Here is a 23,551-nt window from a genome sequence, read left to right as displayed (position 1 = left end):
TATTTAAAAAATGAAAAAAATAATACTGCCATTATTGGCTATAATCCTGACGCTTACGTCTTGTAATAAAGAGGAAATAGAGGTGTATGATGAGCCTTTTGTTCATATAAACTTTAATAATATTTCTACCTCGAACATCAATTCGAATCGAAGAGATATTGTGTCATACTATGTCTATTTAAGCACCAAGCCTCTTGCTAAGGATCTGCTTTTAGATTATTCTATTATTATAGGCGATGGTTTACAAGAAGGTGTGGATTTTAAAATTATAACTACGGAATATCCTTTAGTATTTCCAATAGGTATCTATAGACGACCTATTCAAATACAATGGTTAGACCATGTTTTAGATGCAGAAAAAGACAATACGCTTACCATAAAGTTAAATTCTAATAACTTAGGTATAACAGTTGGTTTTCCAGGGCCAGACGCAAATCAAAGTAAATTAATATTACAAAAAGTAAACAGCTAGTTGATGAGAATATTTATATATTTAACGGTATTTTTTATTACAATTTCAGGGTTTTCTCAAAACTTGGTTCAAGACCCTGCGCTTATAAAAAAGGAACTTAAAAATGGGCTAACTTATTATATTTATCCTACTGATAAAGTGGAAGGTCAGGGATATTTTAGGTTGTTTGTTAAAGTCGGTTCTTTGCAAGAAACGGAAAACCAACGCGGTTTAGCTCATTTCCTAGAGCACATGGCTTTTAATGGTATTGAACATTTTAAGGCGAATGAATTAATAGAGTTCCTAGAAAATAAAGGTTCGAAATTTGGGCATGATTTAAATGCGCATACCTCTTTTGAGGAAACTATTTATAAATTGAAAATTCCAACAAAAGAATCTACTGTGGTAGATTCCACACTAACCATTATGTCCGACTGGGTAAATGGTATGTTATTGGATCCTATTGAGGTTGAAAAGGAACGTGGCGTGGTATTATCAGAATGGCTTTCAAAACAGTCTCCTCAAAACCAAAGTGGTCAAGTTTTTCTAAACACGTTGCTTAATAATTCAATATATAATGATCGTGCTGTTATAGGAGATACTACGAGTTTAAAACACTTTAAATTAGAAGCCTTAAAAGCATTTTATAATAAATGGTACGACCCTTCTTTAATTGCTGTTGCCGTTGCCGGAGATGTTGATGCTGAAGAAATTGAAAAGGCTATTATACAAAAGTTTTCCGGAATACCTTCAAAATTCCCTACCACTACTTTAGGTGAAATCCCAAATTATAAAAAAGATAGCTTGATTATTTACAGTGATAAATGGATAAAAAAAACAGAATTAAATTACATCCAGTTACAAGACGTTTTTAAAGATGTTAAAACAGAATTGAGTTATAACGATTATTTAACCCGTAATGTGCTTAATAAATTAATGTCGGCACGGTTAGGTAAATTATCGTTTAAGGATGCTAAATATAAAAATGCGAGCATCAATATTAGTAATTATTTAAAATCGAAAGGAGTATTATTGGCAACAGTTAATCTAAAAACTGAATCTGTTTTAGAGGGAATCGGTGCCTTTAATACACATTTTAATCAAATGTTTCAATATGGATTTACAGCATTAGAAATTGAAAAAGTTAAAAAAACGATGCTCAGTTCCTTTTCTAGAAATTTAAAGGAAGATAAACCAATTTCGGCTGCTGGAATGGTTGATCAGATGTATGAAGATTTTTTTAATGGAAATATGATTATTGACTTGAAAGATGAATATAAATTGATTGAGAATTACTTTTCTAAAATAGATTCTATTCAAATTTTAGAGGCACTTAAGAACAATAAAAATGATAGTCCATTCCAATATTTACTTACCACTAATGATGAAGAGTTAAAAAAACTTACGAACAAAAAAGAGCTTTTTTCAACCATAGAAAAGTTTAAAACTCTAAAAACAGAGGCTTACCAAAATAATTTTGATGTTCCAGAAAAATTATTAAATAATACGCCAAAGCTTGGTATTATTGAGCGTATTGTGGCATTACCAGAAATAGATGCTCAAGAAATACATTTTAGTAATGGCGCTACTGTTGTGTATAAAAAATCGAATGCAAGTGCAGATCATGTATTGTTGGCAGGTTTTAGAAAAGGTGGTTTTTATGCCCTGGATAGTACCAATTATTTAAATGCGCAATACAGTGCTCCAACGATTTCAATGACTGGTTATGGCGATTTTACACGAGAAGCGTTAAGTCATTTTTTAGCTGGTAACAGTGCTAAAATTCAATTGTTAATAGATAAAACACGTTCTGGCTTTTTTGGTAGTTCAAATGGTAAAGATGCCAAAACCCTTTTTGAATTGTTTTATTTAAAAGCAACACAACCTCGAGTAGATAGTTTACTTTTTAAACAACTGAAAGATGCATCTATCAATAATATTTCGGATAAACCTAAATCAGATAAAGAAAAGTTTCAAGAAGAATTTAAATATATAATACGAGGAAAAGATTATACAACCGCTCCTAATACAAAAGAAGCAATGGAACAAGGCTTGACTTCTCAGGCTTTAATTCCTATTTATAACACTTTCTTTGGAGGAATAAACAATTATGTGGTAACCATTATTTCGGATAAGGACTTAGAGGTTATTTTGCCTTTTATAAAAACTTATATCGGAGGGATGCCTAAAGGTGATTTTGACAATAGTTTTAAATACAAACCGCTTCCTATTAAAAAGAAGGCCGTCAATTTTATCAAGTATGGTGGAGATTCTCCAAAAGCTATTTTTTCATTAATATTTCAACAAGATAAAAAGTTAAAAGACCTTCCTAGTTTAGAAATACAAAATGAAATTTTAGAATCTGTTTTAAAATTAGAACTAAACAAACGTTTACGAGAAGAAATGGGCGTTGTTTACGGTGTTAGTGTGTCTGTAAGTGCAACAAAACACCCAGTTTCTTTAAGTAGACAAACCATAGCTTTAGTCTGTAAACCTTCGGATGTAGACCGCATCTCTATAGAAATTAAATCCATACTAAATGGTATCATTTCTGGAGATATTGATTTTCAATCCGATTTGGAAAAAGTAAAAACCAACTTGATTACTACGTTCAACGTAAGTAAACAAAAGAATTCTTTTTGGACAAAAAGCATCCGAGATTATTATTTTAACCAATATAGAAATTGGGATTTTGTCACCGATTATGAAGCTTTAGTTCATAACGTTTCAATTAAAGATTTACAAAAACTAACCAAAAAGTATTTTATAAAAACACCGCAAATCAAAGCGATATTATTACCGAAGAAAAATTAATTATAACCATTTAAATTTTTAATATTATGAAAAAAACAATCAAATTTTTAATTGCTTTAACAGCAATATTTTCACTTACAATTAGCTGTAGTTCAGATGATCCTGCAGAAGAAATAATACCAGCAGAAGTTGGCTTAACTAGTTACGGTTTTTATGCAGAAGACAATGCAGATAATCTATTTATAGATTATATTGTAAATGATTTATCAACTACAAACATAAATATTTCATTGCCAAGTGAAACAGATTTAACATCATTAGTTGCACGTTTTACAACTACCGATGGAGACGTTGTAAAAGTTGGAGCTGTAAATCAAACAAGTGGAACAACAGCTAACAATTTTTCCGCATCTGTAGAATATTTAGTTTCAGAAGAAACTACTAATAAAATTTACACAGTAACAGTAGGTAAATTAGCTAGTTCAGTTTGGAGTTTATTATCAACATATAATGAAGATGCTATTACAGAAATTGCATTACAAATAGACCCAACAACATCTACACCTTATGTTGCTTATATTAGTGATAGAGATTCTAGTAGCGATCAAAAAATGAACTTAATTAGTTTTGATGGAACTTCATGGAATAGAACAGGTGGTACTGATTTTAGTTCTAATAGAGCAAGGTCTGTAAACTTAAAGTTTGGTTCTACAGGTACACCTTACATTAGCTTTTTAGACGACGGAGATGTTAGAGCAGCTTCAATTATGTCTTATGAAAATAGCACCTGGAGTTATGTTGGAGGTGAAGCTTATTCTGTAGTAAGAGCAAGTTCTTCTAATACTGTTGCTATTACAAGTGACAATAGTATATATGGTTTTTATACTAATGATGTTAGCAGAGATGATAATAAAAGAAGTGTTTTTTCTAAATCTTATACAAATGGAACTTGGTCTGATTTTAGTATTACTGGAAGATCTGGTGCAGCTTTAGTTATAAAATCGAAAACGGTTAATGATGTGGTTTATCTTGCTGTATTAAATTTTGGGGATTTACAATCGGTATCCGTTTATAAATATGAGAACGGTGCATGGACAACCCTAGCAGATGCTATGAAAGAAAGCTTAGAGAATACAATTTCTTACCGTAATTTAGCTCTTGATGTTGATCAAAATGGAAATGTATTCTTAGCATACGCTGAAGATAATGGTAATGATACGGATTACCAATTGCGTGTTAAAAAATATGATGCAGCTGGAGCAATTTGGAGTACACAAGGTGATTTAATTGTAACATCAAACATTAGAGATTTTGATATTGCTGTTGATAAATATGGAACACCAATGTTCTTTTATCAAAATGATTTAGAAGCGCCTGTATTTTTACCGTTTGATAACGATATTAATAACTGGGGAACACCAGTTGTATTTGCAGATACAGAAGCTAGTGACTTAAAAATTGAAGTAGCTCCAACAGGAGTGTCTTACGCTTCTTATTTAGCTAACGATGTATTAAATTTATATAAATTTGATTCTCCTGAGAATTAAATTTAAAAATTATTTCTATTACCAAAACAAAAAAGCGGAGCTAATAACTTCGCTTATTTATTTTTACATAACTATGAAAATGACTAATATAAAATTTGTAACTATTTATTTTCTATTCATCAGTTTTTTATCGAATGCTCAAACAAATGATACTTGGGTAAACGGCACTATTACTGTTAAAAATAAAAGGTTAAAACAGGTAATGGTATCTAATGGAGATACTATTGTTATGACAAATAAAAAAGGAAAATATAAAATACCTGTAAAAGAAGGACAAGTTCTTTTTCCTATTTTACCATCTGGTTACACATATTCTAATAGAAAAAAATGGTGGTTTAATATACCTGAACATTTAGAATTAAATTCAACGATTGAAGTAGAGTTTAAACTACAAAAAATTAAAGAGAAAAAAAACTTTACGTTTTTAGCCATTGGAGACATTCAAGTTGGAGACGATAATGAATTATTACAAGCAACTCAATCTGTAATGACGGAGTTGTTAAACAGAAAAGATTACGATTTTAGTATTTATTTAGGAGATTTGGTTAACGATTCTCCAGAACTGTTTACCCCTTTAAAAAAATTAATAGATGATATAGAACAACCTTCTTGGGTTGTTTATGGTAATCACGATAGAAACTTTAAAGCAAGTAAAGAAAATCAATCTAATTTTTTTAGAGAAAATTTCGGATCTGAAACCTATGCTTTTTTTAAAAATGATATTTTATTTGTATCATTAAATAGTATTACTCCCGAAGGTAAATATGGCTATAAAGGAATTTATCAAGAGAATCAAATTAAGTTTTTATCAGAACTTTTAGCTTCGGTAAAACTAGAGCAACCTATAGTAATAAGTCAACACATTCCGCTTGTAGGAATGAAAAATAAACAAGAACTTTTAAATATATTAAATCCGTTTAAAAAAGTTTTAGTTTTATCTGGACATACACACACTGTATTTCAAAATGAAATAAAAATGTCTTCAGGTAATACAATTCACGAATTAACTGCAGGTGCCGTTTGCGGAAACTGGTGGACAGGTCAAAAAAATTGGGAAGGAATTCCATTATCTTTAATGAGTTGTGGAACACCAAAAGGATATTTTCAAATTAATTTTAATAACGGTAATTATAAAATAAAATATAAAGGAGTTAATTTACCTAGTAATAAACAGTTTAGCATTTGGTTAGGAGATTATAATTCTGAACCATTATCATCTTTATCAACAAATAATGAATTTTACGTGAATGTTTTTTCGGGTTCAGAAAACACAAATGTATCTATAGAATTGGATGATAAAAATACTATTAGTTTAAAAAAAGAAAGAATAACAGACCCTTATGTTAACTATATAAAGCGTTCTCAGAAAGAAGGTAAAAGTCCAGATAAAAACAGTAAAAAATCACCTTATTTAAGAACAAAATCTAGACATATCTGGAAAGGAGTTTTTCCAAATATTTTAAAAAAAGGGTATCATAAAGTAAAAATAGTAGTTGAAGATCCAAATTTTATAACTATTGAAGAGTATTTTTGGATATTAAAAAAGTAAAACAGTTTTTCTTTATATTGAATCAAAAATAGATTTTAAAGAGATAATGCGGATCAAGTCCAAAAGTTCTGAGATTATAGAATTACGTATAAATATTTGTAATTCTATGTTTCTCTACTCTATATTGTGCTATAAAAACTTACTTTTCAATATTATTTTGTATTGTCATTGATAAACTCTATATTTATAAGGTAAAAATAAACTCCTAACACTTATTCTTCAAGCTCTTACAATTTGTAAAACTATTGAAGAAATAGATCCTCCCCAAAAAAACTGAAACAAATATTAATATTATCCATTTCCTTAAAATGCAAATATTAGTTTTGAATATAAAATTGAAAGTCTATTAAAAAAATAATAGAACAATAGGATCTGAAGATTTAAAGTTGCTTATAAAGAAAATCAAAAAAAACTAATGTTTGGAACTTCAATACATTGGACAACATTCTTCAATCTATTAATAGATACAATCATCGTTTTGTATTCACTTTACGTATCCTTCAAGAAAAAGTACAGTAACTTAAATCGTTTTATTTATCTTGGTTTTTCATTTATCACCTATAATATTACTGGAGGTTTTCTTCCCATAAATAATTTCCCAGGCCCCATAATTATTCAATACATCATTACTTATAGCGTAGCAATTTTCTTATGCTTATATATCATTTATTACCTTTACAAAGAGTACGACATTGTCGTATTGAAATACAACTTAACACTAAGAAAAGTAGTATTAATTACAATTTTTGGATTCATTCTGTTATTTTTATTCCCTTATTTTATTAGCGGCTCTTTGAATATTTCAAGGTATCTTTTTACAATTCCAATTTCTATTTTTGCTTTTGTATTTCTCATTATTTTCTATCGAAACATTTCTAAACCTTCCAACTCTAATACTTTTATTTTAAGAAGAAATAAACTTTCTACGTTAAGTCTTGCATGTATTGCCTTACTGCCTATTTTCACAATCATCGGAGATTACCAATGGATAACATTTACGTTAATGAATACTGCCTTTTATGCCATAACGATTATGGAAATAGATCGGTATTTATTTTTTATTAAAAACAATACCAGAATGTTTGAAATCTTTGCTCTAAAGAAAAAACAACGGGATGATTTCGTAAAACAAAAAATAATATATGAAGATTTAACGAGAAGGGAAATTGAAATTACGTTATCTATTCTGAGTGAATTAAATTATAAAAACATTGCTAAAGAGTTGTTTATCGCAGAAAGTACGGTATCAAAACATGCTTCCAATATTTTTAAAAAAACTGGTGTAAAAAACAGAAGTGAATTCTTAAAACGTTTTTTAAATAAGCAGAAATAACTACTTATACTATTAGTATTTTTTATTGTCAAAAGATGAAATCTGTATAAAAACACGGAATATTCCGTAAAGATATACGGATAGAAAACCTAGACTATCTCTATAATAATGCTATTTTAGAGTTCTATTTATAAGATTGTAAATACATGTAAAACTATTTCCATTTCAATTTTTCATATCATCATTTCCAAACATAAAAAAGACTATTATGAATTCATTATCACCAACATCTAATTTTATAAAGGAATTGAATGAAATAAAAATTCAAAATTCAGACATCTTACAAAGAGCTCTTTGTTCTATCAAAATTTGTAGTAATTTATTAAGTTTTTATAAAAAGAAAATACTCGTTAAAAAATTTCAAACAATACAAGAAGAAATAGAGTTCTTTAAAAAGACTAAGCAAATCCCTCTTATTCAACTTATTTACTTTTCAGAAATTCGGTCTTTTGAAATTCAATTTCCTAAAGCTGATAAGAGCGAACAATTAAAATTTATAAAGAAGAAAATTAGTCAACTTAACCAATTCTTTCTTTTCAATCTTGATTTTGGCCGTTATGTGGATTCCGGTGCCACTCATTTTGACAAAGAATATTACACCAGAGAATACCTGGGAAAATGTCATATTACCACCTCAAATTTTTATTTTCAAGATCCTGATTTTTGCACACCAAGAGATATGCTTTTAGGTAAATATAAGGCGTACGATTCTTTAGTTACTTATCTCGATAAGAAAAAATATATCATTAAAAATAATCTAAATGAAACTCATGCTATTATAAAAGCTAAAATACATTGGCCATTTAATAACACAAATTATGTAGAATTACTTTATGCACTATACGTAAAAGGTTTAGGTAGAGAAAATAATATGACTATTATAAAAGTATCAGAACATCTTCAGCAAGTATTTGATATTACACCTAAAGATATCTACAAAACCTATCAGGATATCAAAAACCGGAAGAATAGTAGGACATTATTTCTTGATGAACTCTCAACAGGAATAATATCTGAAATGAATAAAAGTGAAGAATAAGTGTATCTATATTACTAAATTCCAACCTCTAAAAAAGAACGTTATACGGTCGACCTAGGGTCATCTCCTTTTTCCACCACTTTTCATTTTAGTTGTACTCTTTTGGTAGTGAAAATTAAAATAACAACACTCAAATATACCCAAAACACCTCAAATTTCAAAATGTTAAATTTTAACCGTATACGGTCTTCATGGAGAAGGAAATCCAATAAAACTGCACAATTTTGTAGAACGAAAGTTAAATCAAGTCAGGGACTGCCAAATTCATGGATAGCAGTCTGGAGTAGCTAATAAATTTGTGACTATTTTCTTAAGCTACTTTTTTAATAATTCCTCTCAATTTTATTTCCATTTCTAGCGGTGAGAGATATCCTAAACTAGAATGTAATCTTTGGGTATTATACCAATAAATATAGTCTTCTATAGAGTCATATAGTTGATTGTAGGACGTAAATTTAAATCGATATAACCATTCGTACTTTATTGTCTTAAAGAAGCTTTCAGCTACCGCATTGTCCCAACAATTACCTTTTCTACTCATACTTTGGGTTATTTTAAGATTAAAATCACAAATGTTGGTTATTTTGTTTGACGCATATTGTACACCTCTATCCGAATGAAAAATTAGACTATTACTAATATTTCTTGTTTTACGAGCATCAATCCAAGCTTTCATTACCGTATTTTGAGTCGTCATATCTTCACTTAAAGACCATCCAACAACCTTTCTATCTGCAAGATCTATGATGGTTGTTAAATAATTCCAATCATCATTAACTCGAATATAAGTAATATCAGACACCCATTTTTCTCCTAATTTAAGACTAGAGAACTCTCTATTTAACATGTTTTCTGCAATTAAATATTGGTGATTAGAATCTGTTGTAATTACAAATTTTCTTTTTAAAACACTCCTTAAGCCCATTTCTTTCATTAGTAGTCCGATATAAGAGCGAGAATAAATTAAGCCTTCTCGTTCTAACTTTTTTTGAATCCTACAACTACCATATATTTCTTTACTTTCTTTAAAAATAATTTTAATCCTTTCTTTTAAATGTATTTTAGGTGTTTTTAAAAATATAACATCTTTGTTTTTAAACCAATGATAATAAGCATTTTTACTAAGCTTCATAGATTTACACATCTTCTCAACTGGATATATATCAATGTTTTCTAAAATGAATTGATACCTTATAGGTCGCTCTTGGAGAAGATGCTCACCGCCTTTTTTAAGATGTCACGCTCCATGGTTACATTCTTTAACTCTTTCTTTAGAGCCTTGAGTTCTTGAGCTTCAATAGATAACTCCTTTTTTTTTGAGAAATCACCCGATTGTAACTTGTATTCGCGTTTCCAACGCCCAACCATACTCAAGCTTAAACCATAATCCTCACTAACTTGTTTTGTCTTAATGCCCGAATTTAACAGTTCTACAATCATAACTTTAAATTCATTGTCATACTTTTTTACCATAAGTCAAATATAAAATTTATAACCTCATAAAAATCGTCACATCAAATGTAGACACTCCAGTACTAAAAAGTGGACAATGCCAATTAGAAATTGGGGAGTTATACTTAATCAATTTTTAGCTATATTTGAAAACAGGATTAAACTATAAATAATTTAACCCTGAGTTTTTTAACTTACACAGATTTTAGGATAGTGTCGTTTTAGGCAACGTTTTTTATACATATTCTAAATTATATATATCAATTCCTTCATTTACGGTATAATTAATTAACCTATTTCTTAACGATAAATTCATTTTATATTCTAGAACGTTGTTGTCAAAATCACGTTTTAACCATAAAAGTTGAGATTTTATAAGTCTATCTATAGGTTTCCAATCAAATCCTTTAGAAGTAAAGAGTTCCACAATTTCTTGTTTTGATTTTAGATTTGCAATAGCTAATAAATGATTAAATTCCCTCTTATCAGATTTGTAAAACAATTTCCTTATTTCTTCCTCATTATTAGAGCCTTTTAATAATTCATTTTTTGAAGATTTGTCGTCTTCTAGTCTTTGATTAAATAAATTATGGATATCTTTTAATAATTCTCTTCTTTTTATTTCCTGCGATTTTTCATAAATATAAAACTCAGTTTCAAGTTTTCTTTTGAATAAATTCAAACATCTTGTTAATTCAAATCTACTCTCTATTTTTACTAATGATTCTTTATAAATACCATTATTAAATTTTACGGTGCATAATTGAGAAAGTTGCTCGTTCAAAGAATAATTGTTTTTTTGGTCATAAGTTTTGTTATTGATAAACCAAAACGTTCTAATTTTATTAACTATTTTTTCATCTTTAGTTTTTATGTCTAAAGTTAACCTCGTATTAAAATTTAAATTCTTTCTAAAGCTCATTTTGTATTACTTTCTTACTTGGATTCAATGTTGTATAACGGTTTTTGTTGTGTTTTGTTTAAGCACTAAATTTAGTAAATAATTACTGATCTGGAAAGTCCGCGAAGACTTTCGCAGGTAGGCGAGAACCAGCAATAAATTATATACGGTGTTAGCAACAGTTTTTATTGTTTCCGTGTTGAATTAATTATAGATGTTAATAATGTTGCTGTATATGTAATTCCAATTATTCCTTCAGATAACATCAGTGTTGTTTCTAGTAATGTTCTAGTTTCATTATTTTCTAAAAAACCAATAGTTAAAAATGTAAATCCTGAATTAAATATTGCATTTTCAAAATTTAGATTAAATAACCCCATATATATAAACGCAAAAATAAAAATAAAAACAATCATCCATAAAACAACAAAGAAAGGTTTATAGAAATAACCAAATATAAAAGCAATGCCGTAAGATGTTGCTTTCGTTATTTCATAATTAATTTTACTATTTGATTTGATAGATTTAGCAGATTTTAAAACAAAAATATGATATATTTCTGAAACCATTTTTTTAGTTTGGTCTGCACTTTTAATGAATCTTGAGTAATCAGATATAGCTAATTTTTCGGTATCAAAATTTACTATGCTATGTGTGAAAAAATAAAGTTTATATTTCTCAATTTTAGTTTGACTAATTGAAATATCCTCACACTTATAATGTTCAATATTAAGTAAGTTAATGTCTGTATTGTAAATATCTGTATTAGTACTTTTACCTGATAAAAATAACTCGTTCAATTTACAACTGTCAATTGATATGGAGTGTCTACATTTGATGTGACGATTTTTATGAGGTTATAAATTTTATATTTGACTTATGGTAAAAAAGTATGACAATGAATTTAAAGTTATGATTGTAGAACTGTTAAATTCGGGCATTAAGACAAAACAAGTTAGTGAGGATTATGGTTTAAGCTTGAGTATGGTTGGGCGTTGGAAACGCGAATACAAGTTACAATCGGGTGATTTCTCAAAAAAAAAGGAGTTATCTATTGAAGCTCAAGAACTCAAGGCTCTAAAGAAAGAGTTAAAGAATGTAACCATGGAGCGTGACATCTTAAAAAAGGCGGTGAGCATCTTCTCCAAGAGCGACCTATAAGGTATCAATTCATTTTAGAAAACATTGATATATATCCAGTTGAGAAGATGTGTAAATCTATGAAGCTTAGTAAAAATGCTTATTATCATTGGTTTAAAAACAAAGATGTTATATTTTTAAAAACACCTAAAATACATTTAAAAGAAAGGATTAAAATTATTTTTAAAGAAAGTAAAGAAATATATGGTAGTTGTAGGATTCAAAAAAAGTTAGAACGAGAAGGCTTAATTTATTCTCGCTCTTATATCGGACTACTAATGAAAGAAATGGGCTTAAGGAGTGTTTTAAAAAGAAAATTTGTAATTACAACAGATTCTAATCACCAATATTTAATTGCAGAAAACATGTTAAATAGAGAGTTCTCTAGTCTTAAATTAGGAGAAAAATGGGTGTCTGATATTACTTATATTCGAGTTAATGATGATTGGAATTATTTAACAACCATCATAGATCTTGCAGATAGAAAGGTTGTTGGATGGTCTTTAAGTGAAGATATGACGACTCAAAATACGGTAATGAAAGCTTGGATTGATGCTCGTAAAACAAGAAATATTAGTAATAGTCTAATTTTTCATTCGGATAGAGGTGTACAATATGCGTCAAACAAAATAACCAACATTTGTGATTTTAATCTTAAAATAACCCAAAGTATGAGTAGAAAAGGTAATTGTTGGGACAATGCGGTAGCTGAAAGCTTCTTTAAGACAATAAAGTACGAATGGTTATATCGATTTAAATTTACGTCCTACAATCAACTATATGACTCTATAGAAGACTATATTTATTGGTATAATACCCAAAGATTACATTCTAGTTTAGGATATCTCTCACCGCTAGAAATGGAAATAAAATTGAGAGGAATTATTAAAAAAGTAGCTTAAGAAAATAGTCACAAATTTATTAGCTACTCCAATATTTCATTTTTATTGTCGTGAGTTATTAAAGAAAATGTTTGTTTTATTTTGCTTTTAAATATAAATAATTTATAATTTTTGTCAATTTTACCTCTTCTAATATTCAATCCTTTTTCAAATTCACAGTTCTTAATAGAAATCTCAATCATTGAATCCGTTAAGCATAATGATATTTGTTCTTTAAAGATTTTGTTCTCTAATTCGATTTTACCGTTAATAGGAAAAATTCGTCTGTAGTCATCCGTTAAATAATCAATTGAGTTATTTTTTGAAGATGAAATCACTCGCTCGTCTTTTTCTTCTTGAGATATTTTTTTCTTCATCTATTTGGTTATTGTTGCCTAACGTTTTTGTATATGGTTTGTTGCGTGTTTCAAGCAACTAATTTAGTAAATAATTACCAACCAAGAAAGTCCGCGAGGACTTTCGTAAGTAGGCAAGAAGCCAGCAATAAATTATATACGGTGTTGTGCTTTCGTTATTTTAAGCAACTTATTTTTTTAACAATACTTACATTGATTAAGTAAAAATCTTAGCGGTACTTCTAGTTATCGTTAAGCCAAACCAAAGTAAAAACTCAAAATACCCAGTGTGTTAAAAAAACCATGTATCATAATCAAAAACCACAAATCATATTTGCGAATGTAGAATATTATAGATAAGAGTGCTCCGATAATTACTACGACTAGTTGCCCAGTAATTCCTTGCTGCATGTGCATGTAACCGAAAAAACCACAAATTATTAGAATATTTATAGCAAGACTGATTTTACTGTCTCCAAAGAATTTGACGAACTGTCGCATAAGATAACCTCTAAAAATAATTTCTTCTCCAAATCCAGCAGTAACCCACACTATCAATAACCAGATGATTGTGTTTCCAAGGTTTCCTTTCAATTGGCTCATGCTTGAATAATCAATAGTAACTCCTGTTAGTATCTCGATTCCAGGAACGACTGCAAAAACATAAAAAATAAAGAGGCCTAGTGCAACTAATGGAGCATATACAAGGAGATTTTTTGCATTGAATTTTTCACGTTTAAAACCAAGCATTGAAAATGGTTTTCCTTTGTACTCTATATAATTAGCTATAATAATGATAATAGAGATAATTATATTTTCAAAAGGTGTTCTAGTGATTGGCCCAAAGTACATGAAACAAATAAATGCTAGGGTAAATAATGGTATTAATGTATTTCGTAATGTAATTTTGTTCATTGTTATTTGATTTTAAATTCAAAGCGAAATAATGAACAAAACTTCTGAAAAACCCTTTAAATACTCTTTCTTTTACTGAATAGTCCCAAATTAATATCTGAATAGTCGTTAGTTTTTTTAATTTTTTATTGAAACCAATCCATAAATTCTTTTCGTTTATAACGACTGATGTTGATTTTGGCAATCGTATCATTTTCAATAGAAGTTTTTAACCTAATTCGTAATTTGCCATTTTCAATCTTTTCAACATGGTCTACCGCATCTTTATGAATGATAATTTGACGATTGGCTCTAAAAAACAATTGGTCGTTTATTTTTTCATCGAGTTCATTCAATGTAAAATCTGTGGTGATTGTGGTGCCATCATTTTGAACAGTATATACAATTTTGTTTTCGCTATAGAAACATGCAATTTTTTCGTAGGTAAGTTTGGTTATTTTCGCACCACTTTCAATAGTAATTTCATAACCTTTTATAGATAGCTTATATAAATTGTAGATGTCTAGGGAATATGCTAGTCCTATGAGAATAAAACTTAACAACAAGGTAATTAGCAATCCAATTAATAAATAATAGAATTCTGTTTCTCCACCAGCAATTATATTTAAGGCAATACCTAACGGAATATACATAACGGTAATATACCCAAGAGTAGTAACCATATACCATGAGATAGAGGCGATTTCTACTTTTTTAGAGAAATACTTTTTCTTGTAAAATTTGAAATTAAGCTCTGCTATGATTCCAATAAGAATACACAAAGCAATAGTGGATAGAAAACCTTCTATTGGAAATCTATACGATTTACCATCTGGAAAACTCTCAGGAGTTGATAAATGATTTACAACTAAAGAGAAAATTATAAAAACAATTAATTTCTGAACCCAACTCCAAAGAGAACTATGATTAAATTTAAGCGATACTGTTTTTAATGCATTCTTGGTAGGCTGTTTAATAGTCATAAGTTAGTAACTCTTTTTTGTAAGATTCAAACGTGAAAAATAATTTCTTCAAAAATAGGTTTAATATATTTTTCAATTTTACTCCAAGAAGTAAGTTTTGTCTAATTTTTCTAAAGAGTTTCATTATTGGTTAGCGGTTTATGGTAATGAAGCACAACGTTTATGTATAGGAATAGTTGCGGTTTTGTCAGCGAGTAATTTCCGTAGGAAATTCCGAAGTTGATAAAAATGCAACTGCCTTTGATAAAGCCAAATTTAGCAATTATTTTTATACGCTGTTGTAATTTTGTTGCGAAACATTTGAGTAAACACGTTTTGCTTACGTTTCAACTTTTCAGAATTTGAGTGATTTCCAACATTTTAACTTTAAAAAACTTTTTTCTTAAAAAAAAATCGAACAAATTCCGTTTTTTTGTTTTCAGCTTGAGTGAAGTCAAACGTTTTGATTCCGCCAAGATTTTCAATTCCGTTTGATTGGTAATTCGCGAGAGAGTGTTCCGCAAAGTCCAGTTTTTACAAACGTACTAAAACTCCAAACTTGAGTAAATTCTGCATAGATTTTTATTTCAAAATTTGAGTGATTTCAAGTTTTAATTCACGTATTTAATTTGCTTTTTTCGAGCGTTTCGATTTTCCTGAGCAATGAATTACAACGTTGTTGTGTTATGGAAAGTTGCGATTTTTGTGAACGGCTATTTTCCGCAGGAAAATTGTTGTTTGCAAAAATGCAACTGCCTTTAAATTAAGCTAAAATTAAGCAATTTTTTATACACGGTGTTGCAAGTAGTAGTTTTTTTCAATCTATTGTTCCACACAAAAAAGGTTCAGGTTCAGGGAAATTCAATTTTTTAATAAACTCTCCTAAATTTTTGCGATTAACGTATTCAGTTTCTCCATATTTCAGGAAAATAGTTTTTTTCAAATTATTCTTTAAAATGAGTTTTTGCTTATGTACTTTACATTTAATTCCGTAAACTTTTATATTAATTTTATTATGCTTTATTTTCCTTTTTTTAAGATAGAAATATTGATTTCCGGAAAAGTCTGAAATTCCGACATCAATTCTCTCATTTCCAGAAAATATTTCAATTATTGATCCTGGTAAAAGTTCCTTAGTCTCTTCTTGAACAAATTTAAATTCTACTTTATATTTATCTTCGAAGGAAGTATTTTGACCATAAGTAGAAATTCCAACTATTAAAAATAAAATGTAAATTATGTTTTTCATATTTTTTTTATCTGCTTTTTTCCGCTTTCTAAATTTAGAATTTTAAATCAAATTTTTTCAGTTTGAGTGATTTCCGCTATTACTTGCAACGTTGTTGTATAAGCTTTGTTGCGTTGTTTAAGCAGTGAATTTAGTAAATAAAACACGAACGGCGAAATTCCGGAGGAATTTCCTAAGTGAGCTAAAACCAGCAATAAAGTTTATACGGTGTTAGCCACAGTATTTTTTTCATAAGTGTGGAAATATTAAATAATAATAAATAATTCCAAATATTCCAGCTCCCGTTATATAATTCAAAATTGTTTTCAAACTATTCAATTCTTGCGCAACTTTCAGCCCTTTAAAAATTAAAATTAATTGCCAAATTCCTAAAATTGCTTGAGCAAGAGAAAAAATTCCGACTAATAAAGCTAAAATAATAGCAACAATTGATTCAATTTCCGTTGTCAAAACTCGCGCCATTAAAATATTTACAATTATAAAATATACAGAAAAAGTTGATGGTAAATAAGACCAACTCAAAACATTATATATTTTTTTCAAGTCATTTTTTCCGCCAAATATTTTTCCAGTTTGTTTAATAAAAAATCCAATACTAAAATTTGAAATAACTCCATATATAATGCCAAAGATTAACATCATAATAATTGAGATTATAGTTTCTTTAAAAGATTCAATTTTTATTAAACCTTTAGATTTCATTAAGTAGTATGAAAAGACAATACCGTTAGAACTGAAAAATAAAAAAACTTTAAACCAACTAATTTTTTCAGAAAGAATTAATTCAAAAGTTTTTGTAGGTTTTTTCCATAAGGATTTTAGTTTCGTCATATTGTGGCTAACGTTGTTGTGTAATGAAAGTTGCGATTTTTGTGAACGGCTATTTTCCGCAGGAAAATTGTTGTTTGCAAAAATGCAACTGCTTTTAATTAAGCTCTAATTTAGCATTTTTTTTTACACGGTGTTGTAGGTAGGCTTTTTTCATATTTCACTTTTATGTTTTTCAGCATATTTTCTATATAAATCTCCTATTGAACCATCTGGGTAACTTGAAAAATCACTATCTAATTTGATCATTATATTTTCGGAGTTTTCAGTTGAACTTTCAAAAAACCAACTACCATTTTTGGGAAGTAATTCAATCGCTTTTTTTATAATTTCAGCGGATTTAATTGCTCCAATTTCATTTAATGATTTAATTATTTGTTCGTTCTGTTCAGGAAACCATTCTTGCAGAAAAGTAAGTATACTGTCCGCTTGACCAGCATTTTCCAAATTCATACATAAAAATAAATTTAGTTCAACTTCATTTAGAGAATTAGGTTCTTTTTCGTTTCTTTTTTCAAGGATTTCATACAATGCAATTGAAAAGTCAGAATTATCTTTTAAAGAAAATAGACTTTCGATATCTTCATTTTCAACAATTTTATCTCTTATAATTAATTCATTTTTTATTTCCTCTGTCATCCAAGAAAGTCCAGTATAAGAATCTTTTTTCATAGTTCGAATTTCATTGATTTATTTTGGTTTTTAGCTTACCTACAACGTTGTTGTGTATGATTAGTTGCGTTGTTTAAGCAGTGAATTTACTAAATAAAACACGAACGGCGAAATTCCGAAGGAATTTCCCAAGTGAGCTAAAAGTAGCAATTAATTATACACGGTGTTGTGTGTAGTTTTTTTTCAAATCACTTATTCTAATAATTGAAGAAATTCACTCGGAACATCTAATAATTCTTGATAACACCAACTATTTGGGCAATCATCATTTAATTCCGAATGTTCAGCAATTCTTATTGTTATTGCATCAGCACTTTGGTCCGTAGCAGAGTAAACTTCTCCGATTTCGAAAGTTCGCTCAGATATTCCAACTACACCACCGACAGTTACAGTAGTCGAATACTCCGCTATAAATTCATATTCATTATTTTCAATTTCATCATCAGAACTGCAAGAAATTATTCCTAAAGTCAAAATAAATAAGTAAATCAAATTTTTCATAATATTGTTTTTTTATTAGATGTTCAAATTCCGATTTGGTTGCGTGTAAATTACACACAACGTTGTTGTATAAGCTTTGTTGCGTTGTTTAAGCAGTGAATTTAGTAAATAAAACACGAACGGCGAAATTCCGGAGGAATTTCCTAAGTGAGCTAAAAACCAGCAATAAAGTTTATACGGTGTTAGCTTTAGTTTTTATTTAGGTATTTTTCTTTTGTTCCTTGTACTAAGCCATTTATTTGTTCATTATTAAGAGCAAAACAAGGCGTGTATTCAAAACCATATTCTTCAATTGCATCTTTAGGAATCATTATTGCACCTTTTCCTTCTCCATATTTATTAATGATATCTCGTTTAATTAAAGGAGGGAAATTCTCAGAATAGTATACTGTTCTAAAAATAGAAATATCTAAGATGTATTGACCAAATTCAATCCAACAATGTCCTTTCCAAAGTGTTTCCTTTGTATTTGTTGTTTTTATTGAAATTGGTTTTTCACAGTTAAAAACTCTAGAGCCTTTATAATCTAAATGACCTGTCATTATAGCTATAGGGATTTTAGAATGGTCGACAATCACAGCTCCTAATAGAGAACTTAAATTAGCACAGTTATATGCGTCAGGAGGAATAATAGTTAAGACCTCTTTCATGCATGTTTTTAAAAAAGTAATATCATCATTATTTAATTCGTAATTAAAAAATAATTCAATTTCTTTGGTAGAAAAAATCTCATTTAAAGATTCGGCTAAGTTTGAATTTCTATTGTGCATTTTTTTGTAATTAAAGCTAACGTTGTTGTGTAATGAAAGTTGCGATTTTTGTGAACGGCTATTTTCCGCAGGAAAATTGTTGTTTGCAAAAATGCAACTGCTTTTAGTTAAGCACTAATTTAGCAATTTTTAATACACGGTGTTGCAAGTAGTAGTTTTTTTTTCACAATTCGGGTTTCATATTTTCCAATTTCACTTTTTTCTGCATTTTCCTTAATTATTATATTCCTCTCTTTTTGGAATACAATTCAAATTTTTCGTGCTCGTGATTATTCCGCAAAACTGCTCAATTCCGAACGAAACTCAATTCCGCAATTTTGGAAACCTTTTTTCCTGTTTTGAGTAAGAGAGAAAATTCCGCAAACTTGCTTAATTCCGAACTTTGCTAAATTCCACAATATTGGAGATTCCGCAATTTGATGAAATTTTTGATTCGCGAGTGATTGTTCAGCAATTTTCAGTTTTCTCGCACTTTAAAAACTCAAAAAATGAAGAATTTCGAACCACAATTTTATTCAGCCTGAGTTTTTTCCGCTATTACTTGCAACGTTGTTGTATAAGCTTTGTTGCGTTTTTTAAGCAGTGAATTTACTAAATAAAACACGAACGGCGAAATTCCGGAGGAATTTCCCAAGTGAGCTAAAACCAGCAATAAAGTTTATACGGTGTTGTAAAACGTTTTATTTTATTCCGAATGGTTTTGATTTTAGTTCTTTCAACCAGTTTTCTCCATATTTATCTGTCAAATATTTTAAAATTCTCTGATTATTTTCTCTTGCTTTTTTCATTGAAATTGGGTCGATTACACAATTTTCCTTTATTAATCCAATTCCGTATTTTTTCTTAAATTCTAAATATTCAATTGGTATTGAGTTGTCTATTCCGTGCATTATAAAATTCACATTTTCGTCTGAAATTCTATTTTCAATCTCTTCATTTGTAACGTCAGTTTCCAAATTCGCGGAGTAATATTTTGACATTAGTTTAATTGTAATTACATTTTTTTTATTAGTAATTCTTCTTGGGTAAGAAATAAAAGCAATAAAGTCTTCTGTAATAAACCTAAACAGATACTTTCCTTTTTTTGGTAATGTTATTTTGAAGTTTTCAATATTTGCTATTTCAATTTTTTCATTAGTTTCATTTATGTAGAATTCTCCTGAAATTGATTCTTTAGTTGTTAAATTCTCAAATACAACTTCGGCTATTATTTCTTTATCTGTTGCATTTGAAACAGCAAAATTTAAAGTTAAAATCAAAGTAAATAGTATGTTTTTCATTGTTTTCGTTTTTCAAATATTCAAATTTGGTTTGTATTAATCAAATCATATTTAGTTAACTATACTTTTCGGTGAGTAAAGCTGTCTCTTGGTTTAGACAAATGTTTTACAACGTTGTTGTATATGGTTTGTTGCGTGTTTCAAGCAACTAATTTAGTAAATAATTACCGACCAAGAAAGTCCGCGAGGACTTTCGTAAGTAGGCGAGAAGCAAGCAATAAATTATATACGGTGTTAGCTACAGTTATTTTCTCAAGTAGCCTAACCTAATTAAATCAGATTTTTCTTTTGTTAAGTAAACCTTTTTATTAGCTACCAAGTAAATTTCATCACTTATATCCTTGATATGTTCATATAAATGGTCTGAAATTAATATTCCTTTTTTTTCTTTAGATTGAATAATTAAATTCTTAATTTTTTGAACGTGAACAGGCATAATTTGAGAAAAAGGCTCATCAAGTATTGCAAATTTTGATTCCGATTTTAAAATGAGATATGTTTCAATAATTCTTCTTTCTCCTCCAGATAATGTTCCTAAACAATTTTTTGATATGTTTTTAAATTCTGGGAAAGATTCTGCAAAATCAAAAAAATCTAATTTAAAAAAATTGAATACTGTTTTTATTTTCAGTTTTTTTGGAATAAAATTGTTTTGTGATAAATATAAAATATCTTTATTTGAAGGATTTTTATTGAAAAAAGAAACTTCGTTAATTCGTAAGGATTTTTCTCTTGGTTTGAGAGTTCCCATAATTATTTTGAACAAAGAAGATTTTCCAGCACCATTTCTTCCTAATACAGCTGTAATAGTTCCTGTTTCAAGTTTCAAATAGACATTATTTAATATTTGATTATTTTTAACTTCAAATAAAACACTATCGATTTCTAATTTATTTTTTCTCATTTAAGTTAATATTATCATTATAAAATAAATCATAAAGTCAAAACTAATAGTTGAAATCCATAAGTATTTTTCAGATAAACCAAGGTTTTTGTAAAAAATAAATTCGTCTTTATATGAGTCATTTATAAAATAGTAGATAATTCCTAATGTAATTATTTTAAAGAATATTAGTATCGAAATTATTAATCCATTTCTTTCCCAAAGATTTATTAAATAACATAAAAATCCAGATATTATGATACTTGCTAATGCAAATGACTTATAAAAATAAAATATTAAATGTATCTTTTTCACTATTCTGTTTTTTTATTTATTGTCAAACTCTTATCTTTTCTAAAAGTAATTGTTTTTTGGAAATGAGTGGAATTGTAGCTAACGTTGTTGTGTTATGGAAAGTTGCGATTTTTATGAACGGCTATTTTCCGCAGGAAAATTGAAGTGAGTAAAAATGCAACTGCCTTCGGTTAAGCTAAAAATAAGCAATTTTTTATACACGGTGTTACCAAAAGTAGTTTTTTTAATTTTCCAATTTTCCTTATTATTTTCTGAATTCAGCGTTCGAGTGAAAATTCCGCCAATATTTTATATTTTTTTGATTTTCAATAAATTTTCAACCTTTCTAAATTTTTACTTTAAGATAATTTCACACAGTTTTTACTCCACATTTTGCTTAATTCCGCTTTTTTGGTTTTTCACCGTTTGAGTGTTTTCTCACGTGTTTAATTCTTACAATAATTTTATTTCAATAAATTCTCAGCCTTTCTGAATTTTCGTTTTAGAGATAATTCCGCAATGCTCAGTTTTTATTTTTTTAAACTTTCTAAATTCTATAAAAAACAAACAAAATTCTTTCAGAATTTTCCAGTCTTCAGAGAGTGTTTCGCAATTTATATTCCTTTTTTTGGATTTTAAAAGCTATTTTCAATTCAGCATTTGAGTGATTGAGCTATTTTTGGTAACGTTGTTGTATATGGTTTGTTGCGTGTTTCAAGCACCTAATTTAGTAAATAATTACCGACCAAGAAAGTCCGCGAGGACTTTCGTAAGTAGGCGAGAAGCCAGCAATAAATTATATACGGTGTTAGCAAACGTTTTATTATATTCTTGTTCATATTTCAAATTATGTATTAAACGCCTAAAAATGTCAAAGTAAAATACTCATCATCTAAAGCGTCAATAGAAATGATTGGTTTTGTATTATTCCAAGTTCTACCTGACCAAAAATTATTTATTGCAATATTGTCGATTTCATCTTCAGTTAATTTTCCTGAATTAGTAAAATCATTTCCATACATTTTGATTAATTTATTGACAAAATTCTTTAATTCATCGTAATCAGTATTATTTATATCACTTCTCAAGAAAACATTTTTACTTCCATCTGTAAATTCATACATTTCAATTTTAGTAAATAAATTAAATTGTAATTTTTCCAACTTTTTAATATAAATTTTATATTCAGTTCCTCCGTTATTTTTGTCAGAGCATAAATATTCAAATTTGTCAATATTTAAATCTAATTCTTTATGTAATTCAGTTTGTTTTTTTATTTTTCTATTAAATAGTCCCATTTTTTTGTTTTTAATAGCCGCTAAAAATTATTGATAAATCGTTATTTATAGTCAAAGTTTAGTATTAAATCTGTTGTTTTATTTTTCAAGACACTTAAATTCCAATCATATTCTAATTTCTCTAAATTTTTAATAAAAAATTTTTCGTCATTGGTAAGAGAATTTATAATTAAGTCAATATATTTTTTCTTCTGTACTGGATTAATGTTATCATTCTCTATCCACTCAAATAAAGTGTTTAGAGTTCTAAAATAATATTCAAAACTTAAGTTGTTAAAATCTACTGTCTTATTATATGCTAATGAAAATGCACATCCTTTTTCTTTATGCCTTTGAAACATTCTGCGACTTTCTAAAAAAAATCTTGAACCAAATACCCATTCTTTTTCATTTCCTGATTTTATCCAAAATTTCATTTGCTCAAAACGATATTGGTTAAAAGTTTTAAGCAATTCAAAAAAGTAATTATTAAATTTATTTAATTCGATAGAATCTAAATTCAACTTTTCAACCATTT

Annotated in this window: 22 protein-coding genes; 7 read left to right on the top strand and 15 right to left on the bottom strand. The window is 28.3% G+C overall.

Going from position 1 to position 23,551, the window contains the following annotated elements:
* Positions 1–10 precede the first annotated feature (10 nt).
* From JOP69_RS06195 to JOP69_RS06170, 6 genes are all read left to right on the top strand, one after another.
* Positions 11–472, top strand: coding sequence for a hypothetical protein (locus tag JOP69_RS06195; RefSeq protein ID WP_203395104.1), 462 nt, complete (start codon positions 11–13; stop codon positions 470–472).
* Positions 473–475: 3 nt separating this feature from the next.
* Positions 476–3,265 (top strand): pitrilysin family protein, encoded by a 2,790-nt coding sequence (locus JOP69_RS06190; RefSeq protein WP_203395105.1) that lies wholly within the window; start codon positions 476–478, stop codon positions 3,263–3,265.
* A gap of 26 nt (positions 3,266–3,291) precedes the next feature.
* Positions 3,292–4,752, top strand: coding sequence for a hypothetical protein (locus JOP69_RS06185; protein ID WP_203395106.1), 1,461 nt, complete (start codon positions 3,292–3,294; stop codon positions 4,750–4,752).
* Positions 4,753–4,831: 79 nt separating this feature from the next.
* Positions 4,832–6,301, top strand: coding sequence for a calcineurin-like phosphoesterase C-terminal domain-containing protein (locus JOP69_RS06180; protein ID WP_203395107.1), 1,470 nt, complete (start codon positions 4,832–4,834; stop codon positions 6,299–6,301).
* A 415-nt stretch (positions 6,302–6,716) separates the two neighbouring features.
* Positions 6,717–7,634, top strand: a complete 918-nt coding sequence (locus JOP69_RS06175) for a helix-turn-helix transcriptional regulator (RefSeq protein ID WP_203395108.1) — start codon at positions 6,717–6,719, stop codon at positions 7,632–7,634.
* Between the two features lie 208 nt (positions 7,635–7,842).
* Entirely contained in the window at positions 7,843–8,673 is an 831-nt protein-coding gene (locus JOP69_RS06170) for an RteC domain-containing protein (RefSeq protein ID WP_203395109.1), read from the top strand.
* 310 nt (positions 8,674–8,983) lie between these two features.
* Here JOP69_RS06170 and JOP69_RS06165 read toward each other — a convergent pair.
* From JOP69_RS06165 to JOP69_RS06155, 3 genes are all read right to left on the bottom strand, one after another.
* Positions 8,984–10,146 (bottom strand): IS3 family transposase gene (locus JOP69_RS06165; protein ID WP_203395325.1). Its coding sequence is split into 2 segments (ribosomal slippage): positions 8,984–9,909 and positions 9,909–10,146, totalling 1,164 coding nucleotides; the frame shifts between segments, so codons are not numbered across the junction.
* 214 nt (positions 10,147–10,360) lie between these two features.
* Entirely contained in the window at positions 10,361–11,047 is a 687-nt protein-coding gene (locus JOP69_RS06160) for a hypothetical protein (RefSeq protein ID WP_203395310.1), read from the bottom strand.
* 164 nt (positions 11,048–11,211) lie between these two features.
* Positions 11,212–11,595 (bottom strand): hypothetical protein, encoded by a 384-nt coding sequence (locus JOP69_RS06155; RefSeq protein WP_203395311.1) that lies wholly within the window; start codon positions 11,593–11,595, stop codon positions 11,212–11,214.
* Between the two features lie 310 nt (positions 11,596–11,905).
* On the opposite strand from JOP69_RS06155, the gene JOP69_RS06150 reads away from it, so the two are divergent.
* A protein-coding gene (locus JOP69_RS06150; protein ID WP_203395325.1) for an IS3 family transposase occupies positions 11,906–13,068 on the top strand; the annotation gives its coding sequence in 2 pieces (ribosomal slippage) (positions 11,906–12,143 and positions 12,143–13,068; 1,164 coding nt in all).
* A gap of 23 nt (positions 13,069–13,091) precedes the next feature.
* Here the strand turns inward: JOP69_RS06150 and JOP69_RS06145 are convergent.
* From JOP69_RS06145 to JOP69_RS06090, 12 genes are all read right to left on the bottom strand, one after another.
* Entirely contained in the window at positions 13,092–13,424 is a 333-nt protein-coding gene (locus tag JOP69_RS06145; RefSeq protein WP_203395286.1) for a hypothetical protein, read from the bottom strand.
* Between the two features lie 231 nt (positions 13,425–13,655).
* Positions 13,656–14,318, bottom strand: a complete 663-nt coding sequence (locus tag JOP69_RS06140; RefSeq protein ID WP_203395287.1) for a CPBP family intramembrane glutamic endopeptidase — start codon at positions 14,316–14,318, stop codon at positions 13,656–13,658.
* 125 nt (positions 14,319–14,443) lie between these two features.
* The gene (locus JOP69_RS06135) at positions 14,444–15,280 is read right to left on the bottom strand and encodes a LytTR family DNA-binding domain-containing protein (protein WP_203395288.1); all 837 of its coding nucleotides are present in this window, start codon (positions 15,278–15,280) and stop codon (positions 14,444–14,446) included.
* 796 nt (positions 15,281–16,076) lie between these two features.
* Complete coding sequence (locus tag JOP69_RS06130) at positions 16,077–16,508, bottom strand: hypothetical protein (protein ID WP_203395289.1); 432 nt, start codon at positions 16,506–16,508, stop codon at positions 16,077–16,079.
* Positions 16,509–16,736: 228 nt separating this feature from the next.
* Positions 16,737–17,339: a Yip1 family protein gene (locus JOP69_RS06125; RefSeq protein ID WP_215602667.1), complete on the bottom strand. Its 603-nt coding sequence runs from the start codon at positions 17,337–17,339 to the stop codon at positions 16,737–16,739.
* A 150-nt stretch (positions 17,340–17,489) separates the two neighbouring features.
* The gene (locus tag JOP69_RS06120) at positions 17,490–18,008 is read right to left on the bottom strand and encodes a hypothetical protein (RefSeq protein ID WP_203395329.1); all 519 of its coding nucleotides are present in this window, start codon (positions 18,006–18,008) and stop codon (positions 17,490–17,492) included.
* A gap of 192 nt (positions 18,009–18,200) precedes the next feature.
* A complete protein-coding gene (locus JOP69_RS06115) occupies positions 18,201–18,509 on the bottom strand; it encodes a hypothetical protein (RefSeq protein ID WP_215602665.1) in 309 nt (102 codons plus the stop codon).
* A 188-nt stretch (positions 18,510–18,697) separates the two neighbouring features.
* A complete protein-coding gene (locus tag JOP69_RS06110) occupies positions 18,698–19,279 on the bottom strand; it encodes a hypothetical protein (protein WP_215602663.1) in 582 nt (193 codons plus the stop codon).
* A gap of 680 nt (positions 19,280–19,959) precedes the next feature.
* Positions 19,960–20,559, bottom strand: coding sequence for a hypothetical protein (locus JOP69_RS06105; protein WP_203395334.1), 600 nt, complete (start codon positions 20,557–20,559; stop codon positions 19,960–19,962).
* A gap of 244 nt (positions 20,560–20,803) precedes the next feature.
* Positions 20,804–21,463, bottom strand: coding sequence for an ATP-binding cassette domain-containing protein (locus JOP69_RS06100; protein ID WP_203395321.1), 660 nt, complete (start codon positions 21,461–21,463; stop codon positions 20,804–20,806).
* 1,127 nt (positions 21,464–22,590) lie between these two features.
* Positions 22,591–23,034, bottom strand: coding sequence for a hypothetical protein (locus JOP69_RS06095; RefSeq protein ID WP_203395281.1), 444 nt, complete (start codon positions 23,032–23,034; stop codon positions 22,591–22,593).
* Positions 23,035–23,075: 41 nt separating this feature from the next.
* Complete coding sequence (locus tag JOP69_RS06090) at positions 23,076–23,537, bottom strand: putative phage abortive infection protein (protein WP_203395280.1); 462 nt, start codon at positions 23,535–23,537, stop codon at positions 23,076–23,078.
* Positions 23,538–23,551 lie beyond the last annotated feature (14 nt).

Source organism: Polaribacter sp. Q13 (assembly GCF_016858305.2).
Lineage (GTDB): Bacteria > Bacteroidota > Bacteroidia > Flavobacteriales > Flavobacteriaceae > Polaribacter.
This window is presented reverse-complemented; position numbering and strand designations above follow the sequence as displayed.

Bases quoted from the DNA above. Each gene is read 5' to 3' on its own strand.
- JOP69_RS06195 (WP_203395104.1), top strand. From the start codon at position 11: ATGAAAAAAATAATACTGCCATTATTGGCTATAATCCTGACGCTTACG.
- JOP69_RS06190 (WP_203395105.1), top strand. From the start codon at position 476: ATGAGAATATTTATATATTTAACGGTATTTTTTATTACAATTTCAGGG.
- JOP69_RS06185 (WP_203395106.1), top strand. From the start codon at position 3,292: ATGAAAAAAACAATCAAATTTTTAATTGCTTTAACAGCAATATTTTCA.
- JOP69_RS06180 (WP_203395107.1), top strand. From the start codon at position 4,832: ATGACTAATATAAAATTTGTAACTATTTATTTTCTATTCATCAGTTTT.
- JOP69_RS06175 (WP_203395108.1), top strand. From the start codon at position 6,717: ATGTTTGGAACTTCAATACATTGGACAACATTCTTCAATCTATTAATA.
- JOP69_RS06170 (WP_203395109.1), top strand. From the start codon at position 7,843: ATGAATTCATTATCACCAACATCTAATTTTATAAAGGAATTGAATGAA.
- JOP69_RS06160 (WP_203395310.1), bottom strand. From the start codon at position 11,047: ATGAGCTTTAGAAAGAATTTAAATTTTAATACGAGGTTAACTTTAGAC.
- JOP69_RS06155 (WP_203395311.1), bottom strand. From the start codon at position 11,595: ATGGTTTCAGAAATATATCATATTTTTGTTTTAAAATCTGCTAAATCT.
- JOP69_RS06145 (WP_203395286.1), bottom strand. From the start codon at position 13,424: ATGAAGAAAAAAATATCTCAAGAAGAAAAAGACGAGCGAGTGATTTCA.
- JOP69_RS06140 (WP_203395287.1), bottom strand. From the start codon at position 14,318: ATGAACAAAATTACATTACGAAATACATTAATACCATTATTTACCCTA.
- JOP69_RS06135 (WP_203395288.1), bottom strand. From the start codon at position 15,280: ATGACTATTAAACAGCCTACCAAGAATGCATTAAAAACAGTATCGCTT.
- JOP69_RS06130 (WP_203395289.1), bottom strand. From the start codon at position 16,508: ATGAAAAACATAATTTACATTTTATTTTTAATAGTTGGAATTTCTACT.
- JOP69_RS06125 (WP_215602667.1), bottom strand. From the start codon at position 17,339: ATGACGAAACTAAAATCCTTATGGAAAAAACCTACAAAAACTTTTGAA.
- JOP69_RS06120 (WP_203395329.1), bottom strand. From the start codon at position 18,008: ATGAAAAAAGATTCTTATACTGGACTTTCTTGGATGACAGAGGAAATA.
- JOP69_RS06115 (WP_215602665.1), bottom strand. From the start codon at position 18,509: ATGAAAAATTTGATTTACTTATTTATTTTGACTTTAGGAATAATTTCT.
- JOP69_RS06110 (WP_215602663.1), bottom strand. From the start codon at position 19,279: ATGCACAATAGAAATTCAAACTTAGCCGAATCTTTAAATGAGATTTTT.
- JOP69_RS06105 (WP_203395334.1), bottom strand. From the start codon at position 20,559: ATGAAAAACATACTATTTACTTTGATTTTAACTTTAAATTTTGCTGTT.
- JOP69_RS06100 (WP_203395321.1), bottom strand. From the start codon at position 21,463: ATGAGAAAAAATAAATTAGAAATCGATAGTGTTTTATTTGAAGTTAAA.
- JOP69_RS06095 (WP_203395281.1), bottom strand. From the start codon at position 23,034: ATGGGACTATTTAATAGAAAAATAAAAAAACAAACTGAATTACATAAA.